General features: G+C 37.4%; 16 protein-coding genes. 13 read left to right on the forward strand and 3 right to left on the reverse strand.

Annotation, left to right across the window (positions count from 1 at the left end; genetic code table 11):
- A partial coding sequence (locus tag BMY14_RS20025) for a YifB family Mg chelatase-like AAA ATPase (protein WP_091835932.1) occupies window positions 1–1,415 on the reverse strand: 1,415 nt, incomplete at its 3' end.
- Window positions 1,416–1,858: 443 nt separating this feature from the next.
- Here BMY14_RS20025 and BMY14_RS20030 point away from each other — a divergent pair.
- The 6 genes from BMY14_RS20030 (at window position 1,859) to BMY14_RS20050 (ending at window position 7,420) form a co-directional block, all read left to right on the forward strand.
- Complete coding sequence (locus BMY14_RS20030) at window positions 1,859–2,170, forward strand: hypothetical protein (protein WP_091835935.1); 312 nt, start codon at window positions 1,859–1,861, stop codon at window positions 2,168–2,170.
- Window positions 2,171–2,384: 214 nt separating this feature from the next.
- Entirely contained in the window at window positions 2,385–2,912 is a 528-nt protein-coding gene (locus BMY14_RS20035) for a nitroreductase family protein (protein WP_091835937.1), read from the forward strand.
- Window positions 2,913–3,110: 198 nt separating this feature from the next.
- Entirely contained in the window at window positions 3,111–3,281 is a 171-nt protein-coding gene (locus BMY14_RS20720) for a hypothetical protein (protein ID WP_177177684.1), read from the forward strand.
- Window positions 3,282–3,742: 461 nt separating this feature from the next.
- Window positions 3,743–4,102: a hypothetical protein gene (locus BMY14_RS20040; protein ID WP_091835940.1), complete on the forward strand. Its 360-nt coding sequence runs from the start codon at window positions 3,743–3,745 to the stop codon at window positions 4,100–4,102.
- Window positions 4,103–4,939: 837 nt separating this feature from the next.
- Entirely contained in the window at window positions 4,940–5,392 is a 453-nt protein-coding gene (locus BMY14_RS20045) for a GNAT family N-acetyltransferase (protein ID WP_091835943.1), read from the forward strand.
- A gap of 108 nt (window positions 5,393–5,500) precedes the next feature.
- Window positions 5,501–7,420: an LTA synthase family protein gene (locus BMY14_RS20050; RefSeq protein WP_091835946.1), complete on the forward strand. Its 1,920-nt coding sequence runs from the start codon at window positions 5,501–5,503 to the stop codon at window positions 7,418–7,420.
- A gap of 80 nt (window positions 7,421–7,500) precedes the next feature.
- On the opposite strand, the gene BMY14_RS20055 is transcribed toward BMY14_RS20050, so the two are convergent.
- Window positions 7,501–8,043, reverse strand: a complete 543-nt coding sequence (locus BMY14_RS20055; RefSeq protein ID WP_091835949.1) for a biotin transporter BioY — start codon at window positions 8,041–8,043, stop codon at window positions 7,501–7,503.
- A gap of 118 nt (window positions 8,044–8,161) precedes the next feature.
- Between BMY14_RS20055 and BMY14_RS20060 the strand changes: the two genes are divergently transcribed.
- The 7 genes from BMY14_RS20060 to glyS all read left to right on the forward strand — a co-directional run bounded on the left by BMY14_RS20060 (window position 8,162) and on the right by glyS (window position 15,478).
- Window positions 8,162–8,971, forward strand: a complete 810-nt coding sequence (locus BMY14_RS20060; protein ID WP_091835951.1) for a hypothetical protein — start codon at window positions 8,162–8,164, stop codon at window positions 8,969–8,971.
- A gap of 238 nt (window positions 8,972–9,209) precedes the next feature.
- A complete protein-coding gene (gene ybeY / locus BMY14_RS20065; RefSeq protein ID WP_091835954.1) occupies window positions 9,210–9,677 on the forward strand; it encodes an rRNA maturation RNase YbeY in 468 nt (155 codons plus the stop codon).
- 58 nt (window positions 9,678–9,735) lie between these two features.
- Window positions 9,736–10,626 (forward strand): GTPase Era, encoded by an 891-nt coding sequence (gene era, locus BMY14_RS20070; RefSeq protein ID WP_019553232.1) that lies wholly within the window; start codon window positions 9,736–9,738, stop codon window positions 10,624–10,626.
- 96 nt (window positions 10,627–10,722) lie between these two features.
- Window positions 10,723–11,361: a DUF502 domain-containing protein gene (locus BMY14_RS20075; protein ID WP_091835957.1), complete on the forward strand. Its 639-nt coding sequence runs from the start codon at window positions 10,723–10,725 to the stop codon at window positions 11,359–11,361.
- A 1-nt stretch (window position 11,362) separates the two neighbouring features.
- Complete coding sequence (gene recO / locus BMY14_RS20080; protein WP_091835959.1) at window positions 11,363–12,118, forward strand: DNA repair protein RecO; 756 nt, start codon at window positions 11,363–11,365, stop codon at window positions 12,116–12,118.
- 425 nt (window positions 12,119–12,543) lie between these two features.
- A complete protein-coding gene (glyQ, locus tag BMY14_RS20085) occupies window positions 12,544–13,428 on the forward strand; it encodes a glycine--tRNA ligase subunit alpha (RefSeq protein ID WP_091835962.1) in 885 nt (294 codons plus the stop codon).
- On the forward strand, window positions 13,421–15,478 hold the full coding sequence (gene glyS, locus BMY14_RS20090) for a glycine--tRNA ligase subunit beta (RefSeq protein WP_091835965.1): 2,058 nt from the start codon (window positions 13,421–13,423) through the stop codon (window positions 15,476–15,478). Before glyQ ends, glyS begins: the two co-directional genes overlap by 8 nt.
- Before the next feature lie 152 nt (window positions 15,479–15,630).
- Here glyS and BMY14_RS20095 read toward each other — a convergent pair.
- Window positions 15,631–15,819: transposase (locus tag BMY14_RS20095; RefSeq protein ID WP_177177638.1), on the reverse strand; the 189-nt coding region annotated here is incomplete at its 5' end.

Below are 15,819 nucleotides of genomic sequence, written 5' to 3' on the forward strand. Positions count from 1 at the left end.
CGGTCATATGATCTTGCACTTAGACTCATCTTTTTAAAAACCAACTCTAAAAGTGATTCTGCTTCGGGAGTCAATGCACAGTGCCGCTTAAGCATCGCGTGACTCATTTGCGCATTACAGAAAATTTTATTTTTTTTGAAGCGATTTAGCTGCACACAACGTGCTGCCTCAACGCGACTACGAATAACAATCGAAGCTTCTGCTGGTTTTGTTTCTGTTAGTTCTTTATATTCGACGCGAGGTACTTGAATATGTATATCGATTCGATCTAGCAATGGACCAGATATTTTTTTTGTATATCTTTTTATTTCATTAGCGGTACAGGAACAAGCATGATCAGAATCCCCAAGAAATCCACACGGACAAGGATTCATGGCAGTGACGAGCATTAACGATGCAGGGAAGGCGATGGATGCATTGACCCGCGAAATCGTCACCATGCCATCTTCCAGTGGCTGACGGAGCACTTCCAGTGTCGATTTGCCAAATTCCGGCAGTTCGTCGAGAAAAAGTACCCCATGATGACTCAATGTAACTTCGCCCGGTTTGGGAATTGTTCCCCCTCCAATCATTCCAGCACTGGATATCGTATGATGTGGACTACGAAATGGCCGATTTGTAATAAGCCCCGCGCTCTGTCTTAAAAGTCCGGCAATACTATAAATTTTTGTTACTTCTAATGCTTCTTGATTGGACATCGTTGGTAATATCGAACTAACACGTCTGGCCAGCATTGTTTTCCCTGCACCAGGCGGACCAACCATCAAAATATTATGACCACCGGCAGCGGCTATTTCCAAAGCTCGTTTTGCGACAAATTGTCCTTGAACATCGGCAAAATCTTCGGCAAAACTATCGATTTCGACTGGATCGGCGATTTTTTTCAAAGCGGGTTCTACGACTTTTTCTCCTGTCAAAAATGCAATCAATTCCGTTAATGTCTCAACAGCATAAACCGTCAATCCTTCCACCAGCAAAGCTTCATTGATATTTTCTGGAGCCACAAAAATAGTCTTGATTTTCGATTCTTTACAATGGATAGCCATTGGCAATAGTCCGTGGATGCCACGCAATTTCCCTTCAAGTGATAGTTCTGCGGCAAACATACTATTTTGGCAAATTGTCACAGGAACAATGCCATAGGCTGCTAATAAACCGATAGCGATAGGTAAATCAAGGCCGGAACTATCTTTTTTTATATCAGCTGGAGCTAGATTAATTGTTATTTTTTCTTGCCGCAATTTTACCCCTGAATTTTTAATCGCCGTCCGGACACGTTCTTTTGATTCCTTGACTGCAGCATCGGGCAAACCGACGATTTCAAAGCCAGGCAGCCCATTGGCTATATCTACTTCTACCTGAATAAGAATCCCATTCACACCAAATGTTGTTGAACCATATGTTTGAGCAAACAATGAAAAGCCCCCTCAGTCAGTCATTTTCCCACATACTTAAAGACCCTTCTTAAATACTATATCTTTTGTAAACTGTTATATACATACTTATATTCGTAAAAAAATAGCATGTACCTTGTTATAAAATGATATTTTTTACAGAACGTTCGCTCAAGCGGCAGCAACTGAAAAACTTAGTTAATCCAGTTTGTGGTTCACATTCTAATAATGTTTCAAAGGGAAAAATGGATTCATGTCGAATAAATATAATTTGTTTCACCGTTTACTCTGCTGAATTTGATTGTTTTGTCACTTGATTATTTCGGCAAGTTTAGGGGGGAAGTCCTTTTTTAGTAATTAGGCTCCCTCGATTTATATAAGGCCATGAATATTAAATTTACTCACTTATTAAAGGAAATAGTTAATCCATAATTTTAAAATAATAACAGAGGTGCTGATAAAGTATGATTGAATTCTATATTTCTTGTAAGTTAAAAGAAGGAGGCACAAAACAGCCTTCTTTAATCGCCAATGCAATACGAAAATGTCTATTTGATAATCAGATTATAACTTCCGGAAGGCAGTTTTATATTTATGTAAATGCCGAAAGATATAATTTTCAGAGTTGTAACACTGCAACTGTTTTACAATTCTTATGTAAAATTGACAGAACCACCGATTTAACTCTTGATGAACTAAATGTATTATTGGAACCTGCTTTTAAAATTTTAAGCGAAAAAAATGGACTTGATAATTTTGAAATAAGTAAATCATAAGAAGATTAACTTACAGATAATCTGAATTTAAGTTTATGCCAACCTATTCATGCACGACAAGTAAGGTCTTTTAGGGGCAAGTCGAATGAATGGCTTTTTGTTTTATTGCCACGGGTGTTGATTAACCCTACAGGATTTGGACGCACATTTTATAAACTCTGTATTGAATAATTTTACTTTATTAACCGTGATTACAATATATAAGGAGGATTTTATGAGTTCTTTAACAGATACCATTTTAACTCGCAGAAGCATTCGTGCTTACCAGGAAAAGCCCGTAAATCCCGAAGACATAAAAACGATATTGACTGCTGCAGCATGGGCTCCATCAGGTAATAATCTACAGCCTTGGAAATTTGCCGTCATAATGAATGATAAAGCTCTTATGAAAAAGCTTTCCGCTTTAACCGTTTATGAACATTGGGTACAAACAGCACCTTGCCTGATTGTTGTCTTTTTAGATCCATCAAATGCAGAAGGACTAGCTATCTCTAAGCTTCATATGAAACATGTTCAATCTATTGGTGCTGCAATTCAAAATATGCTTTTAACAGCAAATGACCTTGGTCTTGGAGCTTGCTGGATTGGCGAAATATTAAAAAATGAAGAAACCCTTAAAAATATTTTGGAAGTTCCTTTAAATTTGGAACTTATGGCTGTTATAGCTGTGGGATATCCGGGGAGTACAATACCAAAAGGAAAACGTAAAGAAGTCGATGAAAGTGTTATTTGTTGGAAATAAGAGAATTTTTTTATAAACCAATTAATAGGAGCAATAAATGGATACTATAGATAAATGTTTTATCAAGTCACTAATTAAGCAGATTGAGAACGATTACAAAACTCCAAAATTTAAACCTGAAGTTACTTTAGATATGATTATATCAATTTGACGAAGAGGTATCCTTGCAAAGTTTGCCGCCCATAAGGAGAGATTTTTATGGAAAAATTCTATCATCACCCATCACTTCCCGAAAAAGATAGATTTAGGGCTAGCCGGATGCAAAATTGGTTTTTAAACCCAGATTCTGACACTGAATTGACTGCGGCTATTAAAGCGGGGAAATGTCCTACACTCGAAATATTTCTGGATGAAATAAAGGAACACTAAAAACAATTTTAAATTTAAGGAGAATTATCACAATGAAACGGATTTCACTTTTAATATTGAGTTTTTAATTTTTGTTTACCTGCACAAGCTTTGCGGCAGATCGTTGGCAGTGGGCCTTATCAAGTAACTTAGAAGGTTTTTTTGACACACAATCTATAAAATATAAGATTTCACCAGAGTCAAATTCTGTAGATAAATCTATTATCACTATTTATATCAAAGAAGTGTAGAATGATGAAATAAAATTACATATGGTAAATTTCATTAATGCTATCACCGCTTATGTAAAAGACCATGATGCTGAAATTACAGTTAGAACAACTGGTTCAAAAGCTTCCTACTAAATAGTATTGTTCACATGTATTATTTATACTATAATACTGAAATATTCATGATTTTTCTGAATATTTAGAGTATAATAAAGAAAGCGTTATTATTAAAATTCAAAAGGAGGAAAAACGATGTCTACCGCAAAAACCATTACGGAAAGCAAAGAACCTTTGTTTGATAGTGATACTATAGGTGAAAATACAAATAAGAAAGGTGTAGGTATGGCTGAAGCAACAACAACGTATCCATATAGCTTAATTATATCAACGTATAAAGCACTTTCAAACGCTGGTGTCATTTGTTATTTTGATGTAGGCAATATAGTTCCAATCACATTATGTACCGATGGTAAAGGAAAACTTAAATGCAATTTACCCGCTGATCGTATATACTCAATTGATGTAGATTATCGCGGAACACATTATAAAAACAGTAGCCCAATTTACTCACAGACAAAAGAACAAACCGTAAGAGTAGTTGAACTGCGTTAAAACAAAAACGTCCCAATCAATATTTATAAAATGTTGACTGGGACATTTTAATTTACATTATATGTTTTTTCTTGCCATTTTCCTTTTTTCAAAAAAACAAAACTTAATATAATCTCTCACGAGTGTTGATTAACCAATAATATCCAGTAAAACTAGATAAAAAGAGAGGTACAACAAAATTCTTGAATAAAACCTACCCATTCAATTGAAAGTTGACCGTATAGCAACTGCCTTGTAAATCCTAATAAAGAAAGTGTTTTTTGTTTAATCTTTTTACAAATGAATGTGTAAATAAATTTTAAAACTATATATACCAAAAGTGCAGCAAAAAGCTGACTATATAACGCATTTTTTGTAGTACCAAATAAACGGGGCACATTTAGATTTTGCTTTATCCAACGAAAAAATAGTTCAATTCATGCTTTTTTAACAAATTATCGATATCTTCATCAGCAATAAGCTGTTTAAAAATGTTTAGAAATGTGGTAGAATTTTTGATAAAGGATGCCTCTTTTCTAATCGTTTGTCTTAGCAACTACGATTTTACAGAAAATGTGTCCTTTTGTCTTTACTTTTTTTGGCTAATCAACACCCGTGATAATAAATAAAATAGTTATTTCGTTTAGCGATGCCCGCTTTTAGCCTGGGAGACTAATAGGCTGGATGTCATTTATTTAATACATTATATATATTATGAAATTTTAAAATAAGCATTTGAGCATAAAAATGTGTTACACTGAATAGAAATTTAAAAATACAACCTGATGAAAAATAATCGCAACATATTTATGTAGTAGAAAGTTTTTATGAAGGATAAAGAAAGTTGGAAATTCATTCATGGCAAGCGTATTTATAGAGCCGAATAAGGCTGGATTGACTACGATATGCATCGAGGCACTACAAACAGATTATAAAATTTCGGATATGGTGGATCTGTCGCTCGTGGAAAAAGAAGCAGCACGATATTATGGAAATTGTTTTGCGGATGAGCGGCATGTCATATATGTGGCACATACTGAAACGGGGTTTGTTGGCTGTGGGGGCATCAGTTTTTACGAAATTATGCCAACCTACAACCATCCATCGGGAAAATGTGCTTATATTATAAATATGTATACATCTCCTTTATATAGAAAACAAGGTGTTGCAACGCAGATTTTAGATTTATTGGTTAAAGCGGCACAAAAACATGGTGTTCGTAAAATCTCATTAGAAGCCACTAAAAAAGGCAGAGGTGTTTATGAAAAATATGGGTTTGTGCAAAGTGGTTATGAAATGGAATATAAATAAGTTCTCTGCTGTTTTTCATAAAAGTTTGCTATAATAAATTGTCTTATTTATTTTTAGAAAATACTGCCAATGTACAGTATTTAGATTTAATACCACAGGGGGATTTTGATGAATTTTGATAAAAGTGTATTTGGTCGGTTTTCAGTAGTAATAACAGCAGGAGTTTTATGGTTTGTTTTAGGAATGGTCTTGCGTGTTGCTTTGACATTATTTTCTTATCATACGATTATCGCGACGCCGTGGGAATTGTGCAAGGTTTTTGTTGTTGGCGGCTTTTTTGATTTAGTCGTTATTGGACAGGCCTTATTGCCATTGATTCTTTATGTATCTTTGGTGCCACAACGTTTTTTTGCTGGTAAATGCAATAAAATAATTCTTACGTGTTTTATTTGGATTTCGACGGTTGTTATGTTGTTATTGGGGATTACCGAGTTTTATTTTTGGGCTGAATTCCAGGCTAGATTCAATTTTATAGCCGTGGATTATTTAGTTTATACACAAGAATTAATGGGGATGATTCGTGAGGGGTATCCACTTAAAGCATTATTCAGTGGCATGGCGATTTGTGCTAGTATCCTAACATTTTTTATTTGGAAAAAATCTTTGTGCTGGACGACCAGCATTTCGTTTAAAAAAAGGTTAGGTATCCTCGGGATTTTTCTACTATTCCCAATACTCGTATTTTTTGCAGTTTCTGCAAATTGGAAAAATGTGAGTACCAATGTTCTTAATAATGAATTGGCCGGTAATGGTTCCTATGAATTTTTATCAGCATTTCGTAATAATGAACTTGAGTATGATCGTTATTATAAAACGATTTCGAAAGAAGAACTTGATCCTGAACTCAGAGGACTGTTACAGGAAAGCAACAGTCAATATAGTAGTTCAGATTTAGGTGACTTGACAAAAGTTATAACGGCAGCAGGACCGGAAAAACATCCAAATATTGTTGTAATTACCGTGGAAAGTTTGAGCTCAGATTACTTGGGCATTTTTGGTAATAAAGAAGGGTTGACGCCCAATTTAGATAAAATTGCGCAGGATTCGCTACTGTTTACTAGAGTTTATGCTACTGGAACGAGGACGGTTCGAGGCCTTGAGGCGCTTACTTTATCCATTCCACCGACACCGGGACAATCGATTGTCCGTCGTCCTGATAATGCAGATATGTTTTCTTTAGGATCGGTACTAAACAGTCGGGATTATAAAAGCTGGTTTATTTATGGCGGGTATGGTTATTTTGATAATATGAATGATTTTTATGAAAAGAATAATTATCAGATTCTAGATCGTACGAGTATTCCAAAAGAAAAAATCATGACCGAAACTGTCTGGGGTGTAGCGGATGAAGTTGTTTTTGGCGAAGCGGTTGAAAACCTTGATAAAGCGTATGCCAATGGTGAGAAGACTTTCCAGATGATTATGACTACATCAAATCATCGTCCTTATATTTATCCAGATGGCAGGATTGATATACCATCTCCAGGCGGTCGCAATGGTTCGGTTAAATATACAGATTGGGCTATTGGAAATTTTTTAGCTGAGGCCAAAAAACATCCTTGGTTTAATAATACAGTCTTTGTTATTGTTGCGGATCATCAGGCATCAAGTGCCGGCAATACAGAAGTACCAATCAAAAAATATCATATTCCATTGATCGTTTATGCACCACAATTGATCAAACCGGGGCGCGTGGATCGGCTCATGAGTCAAATTGATGTTGCTCCTACCTTGCTAGGATTGCTTGATTTTTCTTATACTTCACGGTTTATGGGTTACGATGTCATGAAGCTTCCGGAAAATAAGGAACGCATTTTTATTAGTACCTACCAGAATATTGCTTATGGGAAAGGCGATAAATTGGTTGTCTTAGAACCCAAAAAACAAGTTTCATTTTATCAAATCAATTATGAAACTGGTGAGTATATTAAACAAGCACCGGATTCCGATTTGCTGAAAGAGGCAATTACGTGGTATCAAGGTGCCAGTACGCTCTATAAAGAGGGGAAATATGGTGCAGTGCATTAAAAATTAGGTAATATGATGTTAAAATAAAAAGACAGTGAATGTGAGATCGTTTAGAATATAGCTCACATTCACTGTCTTTATTAGTTATGCAGTTGTTCTAAATGACGGTGAAGTTTTTGACCAATCAGGACAGCCATACATAATTTCACAAGGTCACCAAGAATAAAAGGAAGGAAGCCAACGCTTAGTGCTTTGCCCATTGACATATCGGTGATCCAGGCGAGCCAGGGGACACCGATCAGATAAACGATGCCGATTCCACCAAGCAGATTTGCCAGAGCTAATCGAGCTAGTGTATTACTGGACCCTTTTAGCAAAGAGATCAAGACAGCCCCAGGGAGATAGCTGATTAAATAACCACCACTGGGGCTGGTAAAAGCTCCAATTCCACCACTGAATCCAGCAAAAACAGGAAGTCCGACGGCACCGAGTAATAAATAGATGGTGAGACTCCAAAAGGTTAGCTTCGGTTTTAATAAGGTTCCTGTCAGCATGATGGCAAGTGTTTGCCCTGTGATTGGTACAGGGCTAAATGGCAGTGGGATGGAGATGAATCCCATAACGGATATAAGTGCTGCACAAAATGCAGGATAAATTAAATTGGTTAGAGTAGATTGGTTCATAAAGCTACACTCCTCGTCATTTGTATAAAATAAGTACGAGATAAAGTATACCGATTTATTTACATTCCGTCAACAAAGATATATTATATGGTTAACGACTTGCTTGGGAGGATATTTTATGTGTACTTGTTTTGCAGTTTATTGGGAACGGCCTATTTATGCTATGAATTTTGATTTTGCTCCTATTGAAATGAAAGTTTGTTTAAAAAAGACCGTTTCTGGCAAATTTATTTGTTTTTATATCCGGTATTTTAAAAAATATTCACCACTTGTTGGAATGACGGATACCGGAGAATTTGTTAATTTGCAGGAAATGCACTTTATTGGTAAAAAAAAGAATGTTTTGCCTCGTCAATCAAATCAGCAGTTAAACGGTATGCAATTATTTCACGATTATTTACATAGGAAAATTAAGCTAACGGAAATTATGGCGATCAAGGGATCACAAGGCTTTTTTATGCCGCCAAGTTTTCAGATTCATAACATGTATGCCAACAGCAAGGGGCAGGCGAGCATTTTGGAGTGTGTGGATGGTAAACTTCAACAGCAGAAAATAACGGGCAGCAGACTGGTGATGACAAATTTCGCGAATACAATCTATAAAAATTCACAAGATATCGATGAACAATGTCAGGGGGCAAATCGCTATGTCCTTGTTAACCAGTTACTGGATAAAGCCAATTCAGGTGATCCGGTTGAAAAGGCATTTCATATTTTAAAAGCAGCAAGGCAGGATCATCCGCAGCATCCAACGCAATGTAGTATGGTTTTTGATCCTGAAAGGCAATTTGTTTATTTTAAAATCCGCAGTGATTGGAACCGTATTTGGTCCATTTCGCTTAGGGATGAGGTGCTAGTTGAAATCAATCGTAGTTTGGCCGTGGAACGATTGATTGATGAAGCTGGCTGCTTTTTTAGTGAACTATAGAATTTTTTTGTTGGTTTTTACTCGTTTTCATGGTTTTATAAAGCTGGGAAACTATACGATATGGTCGCTTACAAAAATATAACTTTACATTTATTTGCTTTAAGGTAAAATTAAAGTACGGGTAAGTTTCGTTGTACGAAAATTTTATCGAAAGAATCCCTATGTAAAATGAAGCAAAAATGCTGGAATTTATTATGATTTTGCGTTTTTGTATAAATGTCGAGAGGAAATTAAATAAATGGAAATCATCATCAGTACATATCCAGAAAAAATTAAAAGTAGTCCATCGGTTGAAACGATAGTTAAAGATGCTATTATTAAAGTTGGTGAACTGTATGGATTGGAAACAGCAGAAGTAAGTGTTACTTTAACCGATAATGTGTATATTCATGAATTGAATATGAAATACAGGAATATAGATCGTCCGACGGATGTGCTTTCTTTCGCTTTAAATGAAGGGGAAGAACCGGATATTGTTGATGGACCTAGTATCAACATGCTGGGGGATATTATTGTTTCGGTGGAACGTGCCACTGAACAAGCGGCTGAATATGGGCATAGTATTGAACGTGAAATAGCATTTTTGACAGTGCATGGAATGCTGCATCTTTTAGGATATGATCATATGGAAGAAGTTGATCGGGTTGAGATGCGAAAAGAAGAAGATTACGTTATGGCAAAGTTGGGGATTGGTCGTGAATCTTAATTACAGCCTAAGCAAAGCTATGTTTCATTAAAATATAAGAAAAAGAAGAGGCGATCATATGGAAAAAATTCATAAATCAGGGTTTATTGCGGTTATTGGCAGACCAAATGTAGGTAAATCAACATTAATCAATAGTTTAATTGGACAAAAAATTGCCATTATGTCCGATAAACCACAGACAACACGAAATAAAATTTTATGTGTACTGACGCAAGATGATGCACAGATTATATTTATCGATACACCGGGGATTCATAAGCCAAAACATAAATTAGGCGAATATATGCTGCATGCCGCGGAAAATACTTTAAAAGAAGTGGATGTCATTTTATTTGTGGTTGATGCCACAGAGGATTTGGGTGCAGGTGAATTATATATTCTAGAACGTTTACAGGCAACGAATAAACCAGTTATTTTGGTAGTCAATAAACTTGATAAGATTACGAAACAGCAAGTTTTGCCGATTATTTCGCGCTATACAGAAAAATATCCATTCATTGGTGTTGTGCCAATTTCCGCTAAAGAAAAAACAAATTTAGATGGCTTACTTGTAGAAATCAAAAAACATTTAGAAGAAGGTCCGCAGTATTACCCAAGCGATATGGTTACAGATCAGCCTGAACGCCTTATTGTTGCGGAACTTGTTCGTGAAAAGGTACTTATTTTAACCCGGGAAGAAATACCGCATGCGATCGCAGTGGATGTTGATGAAATGACAACACGGTCAAATGAGGATGTTTATATTCGTGCTACGATTTACGTAGAACGTGATTCGCAAAAAGGTATCATCATTGGTGCAAAAGGTACGCTTTTAAAAGAAATCGGTGCCTTGGCACGCCGGGATATTGAAACATTGTTAGGGTCGAAAATCTATCTGGATCTTTGGGTCAAAGTCAAAAAAGACTGGCGTAATCGAGATGGTGCTCTGAAGAGTTTTGGTTTCGAATAAAATAAAGTAGACTGGGCGTTTTTATATGTTTTATTTGTCAATAAGTAAAAACATGTGAAATAGCCCATTTTGTATGATGAAAATGGAGTTGGGCAAATGAAACCACTATCGAAGTATTTTATTAATGGACTGATTTTAATTGTACCGCTGGCTATTACGATTTTTGTTATTACAGAAATCTTATCTTTTACGGATGGTGTTCTTGGACGTTATTTGCCGGTTTATTTTCCCGGAGTAGGGTTGATTACGGTTGTGGCAATGATTCTTCTCGTGGGCTGGCTGTCATCTTATTGGGTTTTGAAAAAAATAATCGGCTATGGTGAAAGTCTTGTGAATAAAATTCCTATTGTAAAACTTATTTATAATGGTGTTAAGCATTTGTCTACAGCAGTTTTTGAATCGAAAAATTTATTCAATCATGTTGTTATGGTGCCGTATCCTCATCCCGGGGTTTTGGCAATGGGATTTGTTATGGCGGATGTACCCAAAAAGCTGCAAAATCAACTGGGCGATGAATATATTTGCGTGTTTATTCCCTGGAGTCTTAACATGACATCGGGAAGCAATATCTTTGTTCCGAAAAAAGATGCAGTTTATTTGAATATCAGCGGCGAGTCGGCGCTGCAATATATGCTGACGGCTGGAGCTGTGATGCCGAAAAGTAACGGCACGGAACAAAATTATGTAGAAGATATGGAAGCAAACGCTGAAAAGAAAGGTATAGAAGAAAAATAACATGGCGCAGTATAAGACAGATGCTATAATTTTATCCGTCCACAATTGGGGTGAAGCGGATAAAATGGTTACTCTTTTTTCCAGAAATTTGGGAATTATAAAAGCAGCCGCTTATGGCTGCAGGCGTCCGCGCAGCCCCCTTGCCGGCGGGATGCAAATGTTTAGTTATTTGGATGTGCAGCTGGGGGAAGGACAACGGCTGGATATCGTTCGGCAATGTGAAATGAAACTATCCTTTAAGGCTTTGCGCGAAGATTTAGACGCTATGGCGTATGCGACGTTTGTTGCTGAATTGGTCTTGGGTTTGTGTCCGGAACGCCATCCTGAACCACAAATATTCGATAAGTTATTACAAGCCTATGCGGCTTTTTCCAAACATAATCCTCGCATTGTAGCGCTGGCGGTGGCTTATCAATTTTTAGATTATACGGGGTATCAGCTGAATTTTGATACATGCGTCGTTTGTAGTACACCGATAAAAGGGGATGCATTTTTTTCACTCGAACAGCGTGGCGTTTTATGTAGTGACTGCAAGTCACCAGGATCCGATGCATTTTCAGATAAGCTGCGAATGTTTATTTATCAGTTACGGGAACTCGATTGGCTTAAGCCGCCGGTCTTTAGTGTAAGCGGAGGAGATTTGGTTTTAGCAGAAACGTTATTACTGCTTTATTTGCAAAACCTGCTAGAAAAACCATTGAAGTCGCTGGCCTTTATTCATCAATTGTCAATGCTTCCCGGGGCGAAAAAAATGTAATGTTAAAAAAGACAGGCGAGAATATTTTTTAGCTCGTTAAGTTGATTGACAAGATTCGTGTGATTTGTTACACTAAAATAGTCTTTTGAAGATACGATAGAGATGAATGCGATGAAAAAAAGAGTAGCTCTTGACTAAAAGCGAAGTGGAGATGGTGTGAGTCCACTAAAAAAGAGTGAACGGCGTTTTGGAGCAGTGAGAAGAAAGCATTTTGCCAGTAAAACTCACAATAGATGAAGGTGGGCGAAAGCCAATCAGGGTGGAACCGCGGGAATAACATCTCGTCCCTGTAACATTTGTGTTACGGGATGGAGATGTTTTTTTTTTGCCAAAAAACCGTAACGAGATCGGTTCATTGTGTATTTCATCTTCAAATATACGCTGCTATAAGCAGTATAAAACAAGAATGAGGAGGTAGTTTTCTTATGAAATTTCAGGAAATCATCCTGACCTTGCAAAAATTTTGGTCTGAGCAGGGTTGTATTTTAGCACAAGCGTATGATATCGAAAAAGGTGCCGGGACTATGAATCCGTCGACTTTTTTACGTGTTTTAGGTCCAGAACCTTGGCATGTAGCCTATGTAGAGCCATCGAGACGTCCTGCTGATGGTCGTTATGGTGAAAATCCAAATCGGTTGTTTCAACATCATCAGTTTCAGGTGATTATGAAACCATCGCCGGATAATATTCAAGAATTATATCTGGAAAGTTTGGCTAAATTAGGAATTAATCCAGCAGAACATGATATACGTTTTGTCGAAGATAACTGGGAATCACCAACCCTGGGAGCTTGGGGGTTAGGCTGGGAAGTTTGGCTCGATGGCATGGAAATCACGCAGTTTACGTATTTTCAACAAGTTGGTGGCGTTGATGTAAAGCCGGTATCGGTCGAAATTACATATGGTTTAGAACGTTTGTCCATGTATATTCAAGGTAAGGAAAATGTTTATGAACTGGAATGGGCTGAAGGCTATACGTATGGGGATGTGTTTCATCAAAACGAAGTTGAACAGTCAACCTACAATTTTGAACTTGCCGATGTAGATTTATTGTTTGATTTATTTGATAAATACGAAAAAGAAGCAATTCGTGTCATTACACTGGGGGTTGTTCATCCCGCTTATGATTATGTACTAAAATGTTCGCATACATTTAATCTTCTCGACGCTCGCGGTGCTATTAGTGTTTCAGAACGTACGGCATTTATTGGCAGAGTCCGTAACCTGGCAAAACTTTGTGCGCAGTGTTATTTGAAGCAACGTGAGGAACTTGGCTACCCATTGCTAAAGGGAGGTAAAGAGCATGAATAAAGATTTATTATTGGAAATTGGTACGGAAGAAGTTCCTGCACATTTTATGCCGGGGATTTTACAGCAAATTGCCGATACGGCAAAGAAAGTTTTTACAGATCTCCGCATTTCCTATGAAGATATCCGTACGGTTGGAACCCCGCGCCGTATGACACTTCTTATGAAAGGTCTTAATGTAAAACAGGCAGATATCCAAAGTGAAAATAAGGGACCTTCCGTGAAGATTGCTTTTGATGCGCAAGGCAATCCAACAAAGGCTTGTGAAGGGTTTGCCCGCGGTCAAAAAGTTGATGTTAAGACACTGGAAGTTAGAGCTGGCTATGTTTATGCAATCGTTCACGAAAAGGGTCGCAATACAGAAGAACTACTTCAGGAAGTTTTGCCGAATTTAATCAATGGGTTGAACTTTCCTAAAAATATGCATTGGGCAGATCTCGATATGAAGTTTGTTCGTCCAATTCGGTGGATTGTGGCATTGTTTGATGATGCTGTTATTGATTTTACGGTTGCTAACGTGTCTTCTGGTCGCATTTCACGCGGTCATCGCTTCTTAAGCCAAGGGGATTTTTCTATTACACGGGCGGCTGATTATGAAGCATTGCTTAAAGAACAATTTGTTATTGTTGATCAGACCATTCGCCGTAGCATGATTCGCCGGCAAATTGAAGAATTAGCTGCTGCCAAAGGCGGAAAAGCTGATATAACGGAAGAACTTTTAGAAGAAGTTGTATTTTTAGTAGAATATCCAACAGCACTTTGTGGCAGCTTTTCAGAAAAATATCTCTTATTACCACCAGAAACTGTTATTACGCCGATGCGTGAACATCAGAGATATTTTCCCGTATTAGCAGCTGATGGGAAACTCATGCCGCTGTTCATTACGGTCCGAAATGGCGGCAGTGAGCATTTGGAAACGGTACAACATGGTAATGAACGTGTGCTTCGGGCGCGTCTTGATGATGCACAATTTTTCTTTGATGAAGACCGTAAAGTGAAATTGGTTGATCGTTTAGAAAAATTAAAGACAGTTGTATTTCAAGAAGGTCTTGGCAGTGTTTATGATAAAACAACCCGTTTGGAAAAATTGGCTGCTTTTCTCGGCAAATCGATTGGAGCTTCGTCTGTTGAAATAGAGACTTCAGTTCGAGCGGCAAAACTCGCGAAGGCAGATCTTGTTAGCGGTATGGTTTGCGAATTCACAGAACTTCAAGGTGTCATGGGCCGGGAATATGCTTTGCTTGAAGGTGAAACGAAAGCAACGGCTGCTGCCATTTATGAACATTATTTACCACGTTTTGCCGGGGATGTTTTGCCGCCAAGTACTGCGGGTCGTATTGTAAGTATTGCGGATAAGATCGATAATATCGTAGCAACGTTTAGCCGTGGTTTGATTCCAACGGGGTCACAGGACCCATTTGCTTTGCGTCGTCAAGCCTTGGGATTGGTTAATATTTTAATTGATGCCAAGTATACGATTCCTTTAGCGGATTTTGTGAATTACTCGATGGATTTATTTGGTATTACCGATGCAGAAGCAAGAAGCAAAATACTGCTTGCTGTAGCGGATTTTTTACGCTTACGGATTAAAAATGTTTTAGCGGATGCGAAAATTCGTTATGATATTGCTGATGCAGTTATCAGCGGCGGTGTTTTTGATGTTTACAGTGTATATTTAAAAGCAAAAGCACTTTCACTGGAGATTGACAAAGAACCAATGGGGAGAGCCATTCAAGCATTTGTGCGTGTTACGAATTTGGCAAAAAAAGCATCGACGATTTCTATGAATGTCGCTTTATTTACATTGATGGAAGAAAAAGCTTTATATCAAGCCTATGCATCTACAGCAAGCGCTGTTGAAAGCTTAGTGGATGGACAGGACTACAGTGGGGCAATTGATGCACTCATGGACTTAACAACGCCGATTGATGTCTTTTTTGCAGGTGTTATGGTCATGGATAAAGATGAAACAATCAAAAACAACCGCCTTGCTTTATTAAAATCCATATTGGAACTGATAAGCCAGGTGGCAGATTTTAGTAAAATCGTATAACGTGATATATAACAGCAAAAAAGGGGATGTGACAAAATGAGAAATCATTTTGTCCACATCCTCTTTTTCTATGCATATTGAGTAAACAAGCGGGCAATTACCTTAAAAAGGGTACACAACCCCTTTCCCCATAAAAACTGTTTTTCTACAGTTTATGCGGCTTTCTTCAAACGTAGTCTTTTATTGTGGTATTTATAAAGATTATGCCCGATAGAAACCAGGAAAATCTCTAAACGTACTTGTTCCATGCCTTTTCGAACGATTCTTTTGTACCAGCGGTTATTTTTCATGATGCCAAAAGTACCTTCGGATTGAATGGAGCGATTCATACGAAGAAGCGC

Origin of the sequence: Propionispira arboris (assembly GCF_900109225.1) — a bacterium.
In the GTDB taxonomy this organism is placed as follows: Bacteria; Bacillota; Negativicutes; order Selenomonadales; family Selenomonadaceae; genus Propionispira; species Propionispira arboris.

Bases quoted from the DNA above. Each gene is read 5' to 3' on its own strand.
- BMY14_RS20030 (WP_091835935.1), top strand. From the start codon at position 1,859: ATGATTGAATTCTATATTTCTTGTAAGTTAAAAGAAGGAGGCACAAAA.
- BMY14_RS20035 (WP_091835937.1), top strand. From the start codon at position 2,385: ATGAGTTCTTTAACAGATACCATTTTAACTCGCAGAAGCATTCGTGCT.
- BMY14_RS20720 (WP_177177684.1), top strand. From the start codon at position 3,111: ATGGAAAAATTCTATCATCACCCATCACTTCCCGAAAAAGATAGATTT.
- BMY14_RS20040 (WP_091835940.1), top strand. From the start codon at position 3,743: ATGTCTACCGCAAAAACCATTACGGAAAGCAAAGAACCTTTGTTTGAT.
- BMY14_RS20045 (WP_091835943.1), top strand. From the start codon at position 4,940: ATGGCAAGCGTATTTATAGAGCCGAATAAGGCTGGATTGACTACGATA.
- BMY14_RS20050 (WP_091835946.1), top strand. From the start codon at position 5,501: ATGAATTTTGATAAAAGTGTATTTGGTCGGTTTTCAGTAGTAATAACA.
- BMY14_RS20055 (WP_091835949.1), bottom strand. From the start codon at position 8,043: ATGAACCAATCTACTCTAACCAATTTAATTTATCCTGCATTTTGTGCA.
- BMY14_RS20060 (WP_091835951.1), top strand. From the start codon at position 8,162: ATGTGTACTTGTTTTGCAGTTTATTGGGAACGGCCTATTTATGCTATG.
- ybeY (WP_091835954.1), top strand. From the start codon at position 9,210: ATGGAAATCATCATCAGTACATATCCAGAAAAAATTAAAAGTAGTCCA.
- era (WP_019553232.1), top strand. From the start codon at position 9,736: ATGGAAAAAATTCATAAATCAGGGTTTATTGCGGTTATTGGCAGACCA.
- BMY14_RS20075 (WP_091835957.1), top strand. From the start codon at position 10,723: ATGAAACCACTATCGAAGTATTTTATTAATGGACTGATTTTAATTGTA.
- recO (WP_091835959.1), top strand. From the start codon at position 11,363: ATGGCGCAGTATAAGACAGATGCTATAATTTTATCCGTCCACAATTGG.
- glyQ (WP_091835962.1), top strand. From the start codon at position 12,544: ATGAAATTTCAGGAAATCATCCTGACCTTGCAAAAATTTTGGTCTGAG.
- glyS (WP_091835965.1), top strand. From the start codon at position 13,421: ATGAATAAAGATTTATTATTGGAAATTGGTACGGAAGAAGTTCCTGCA.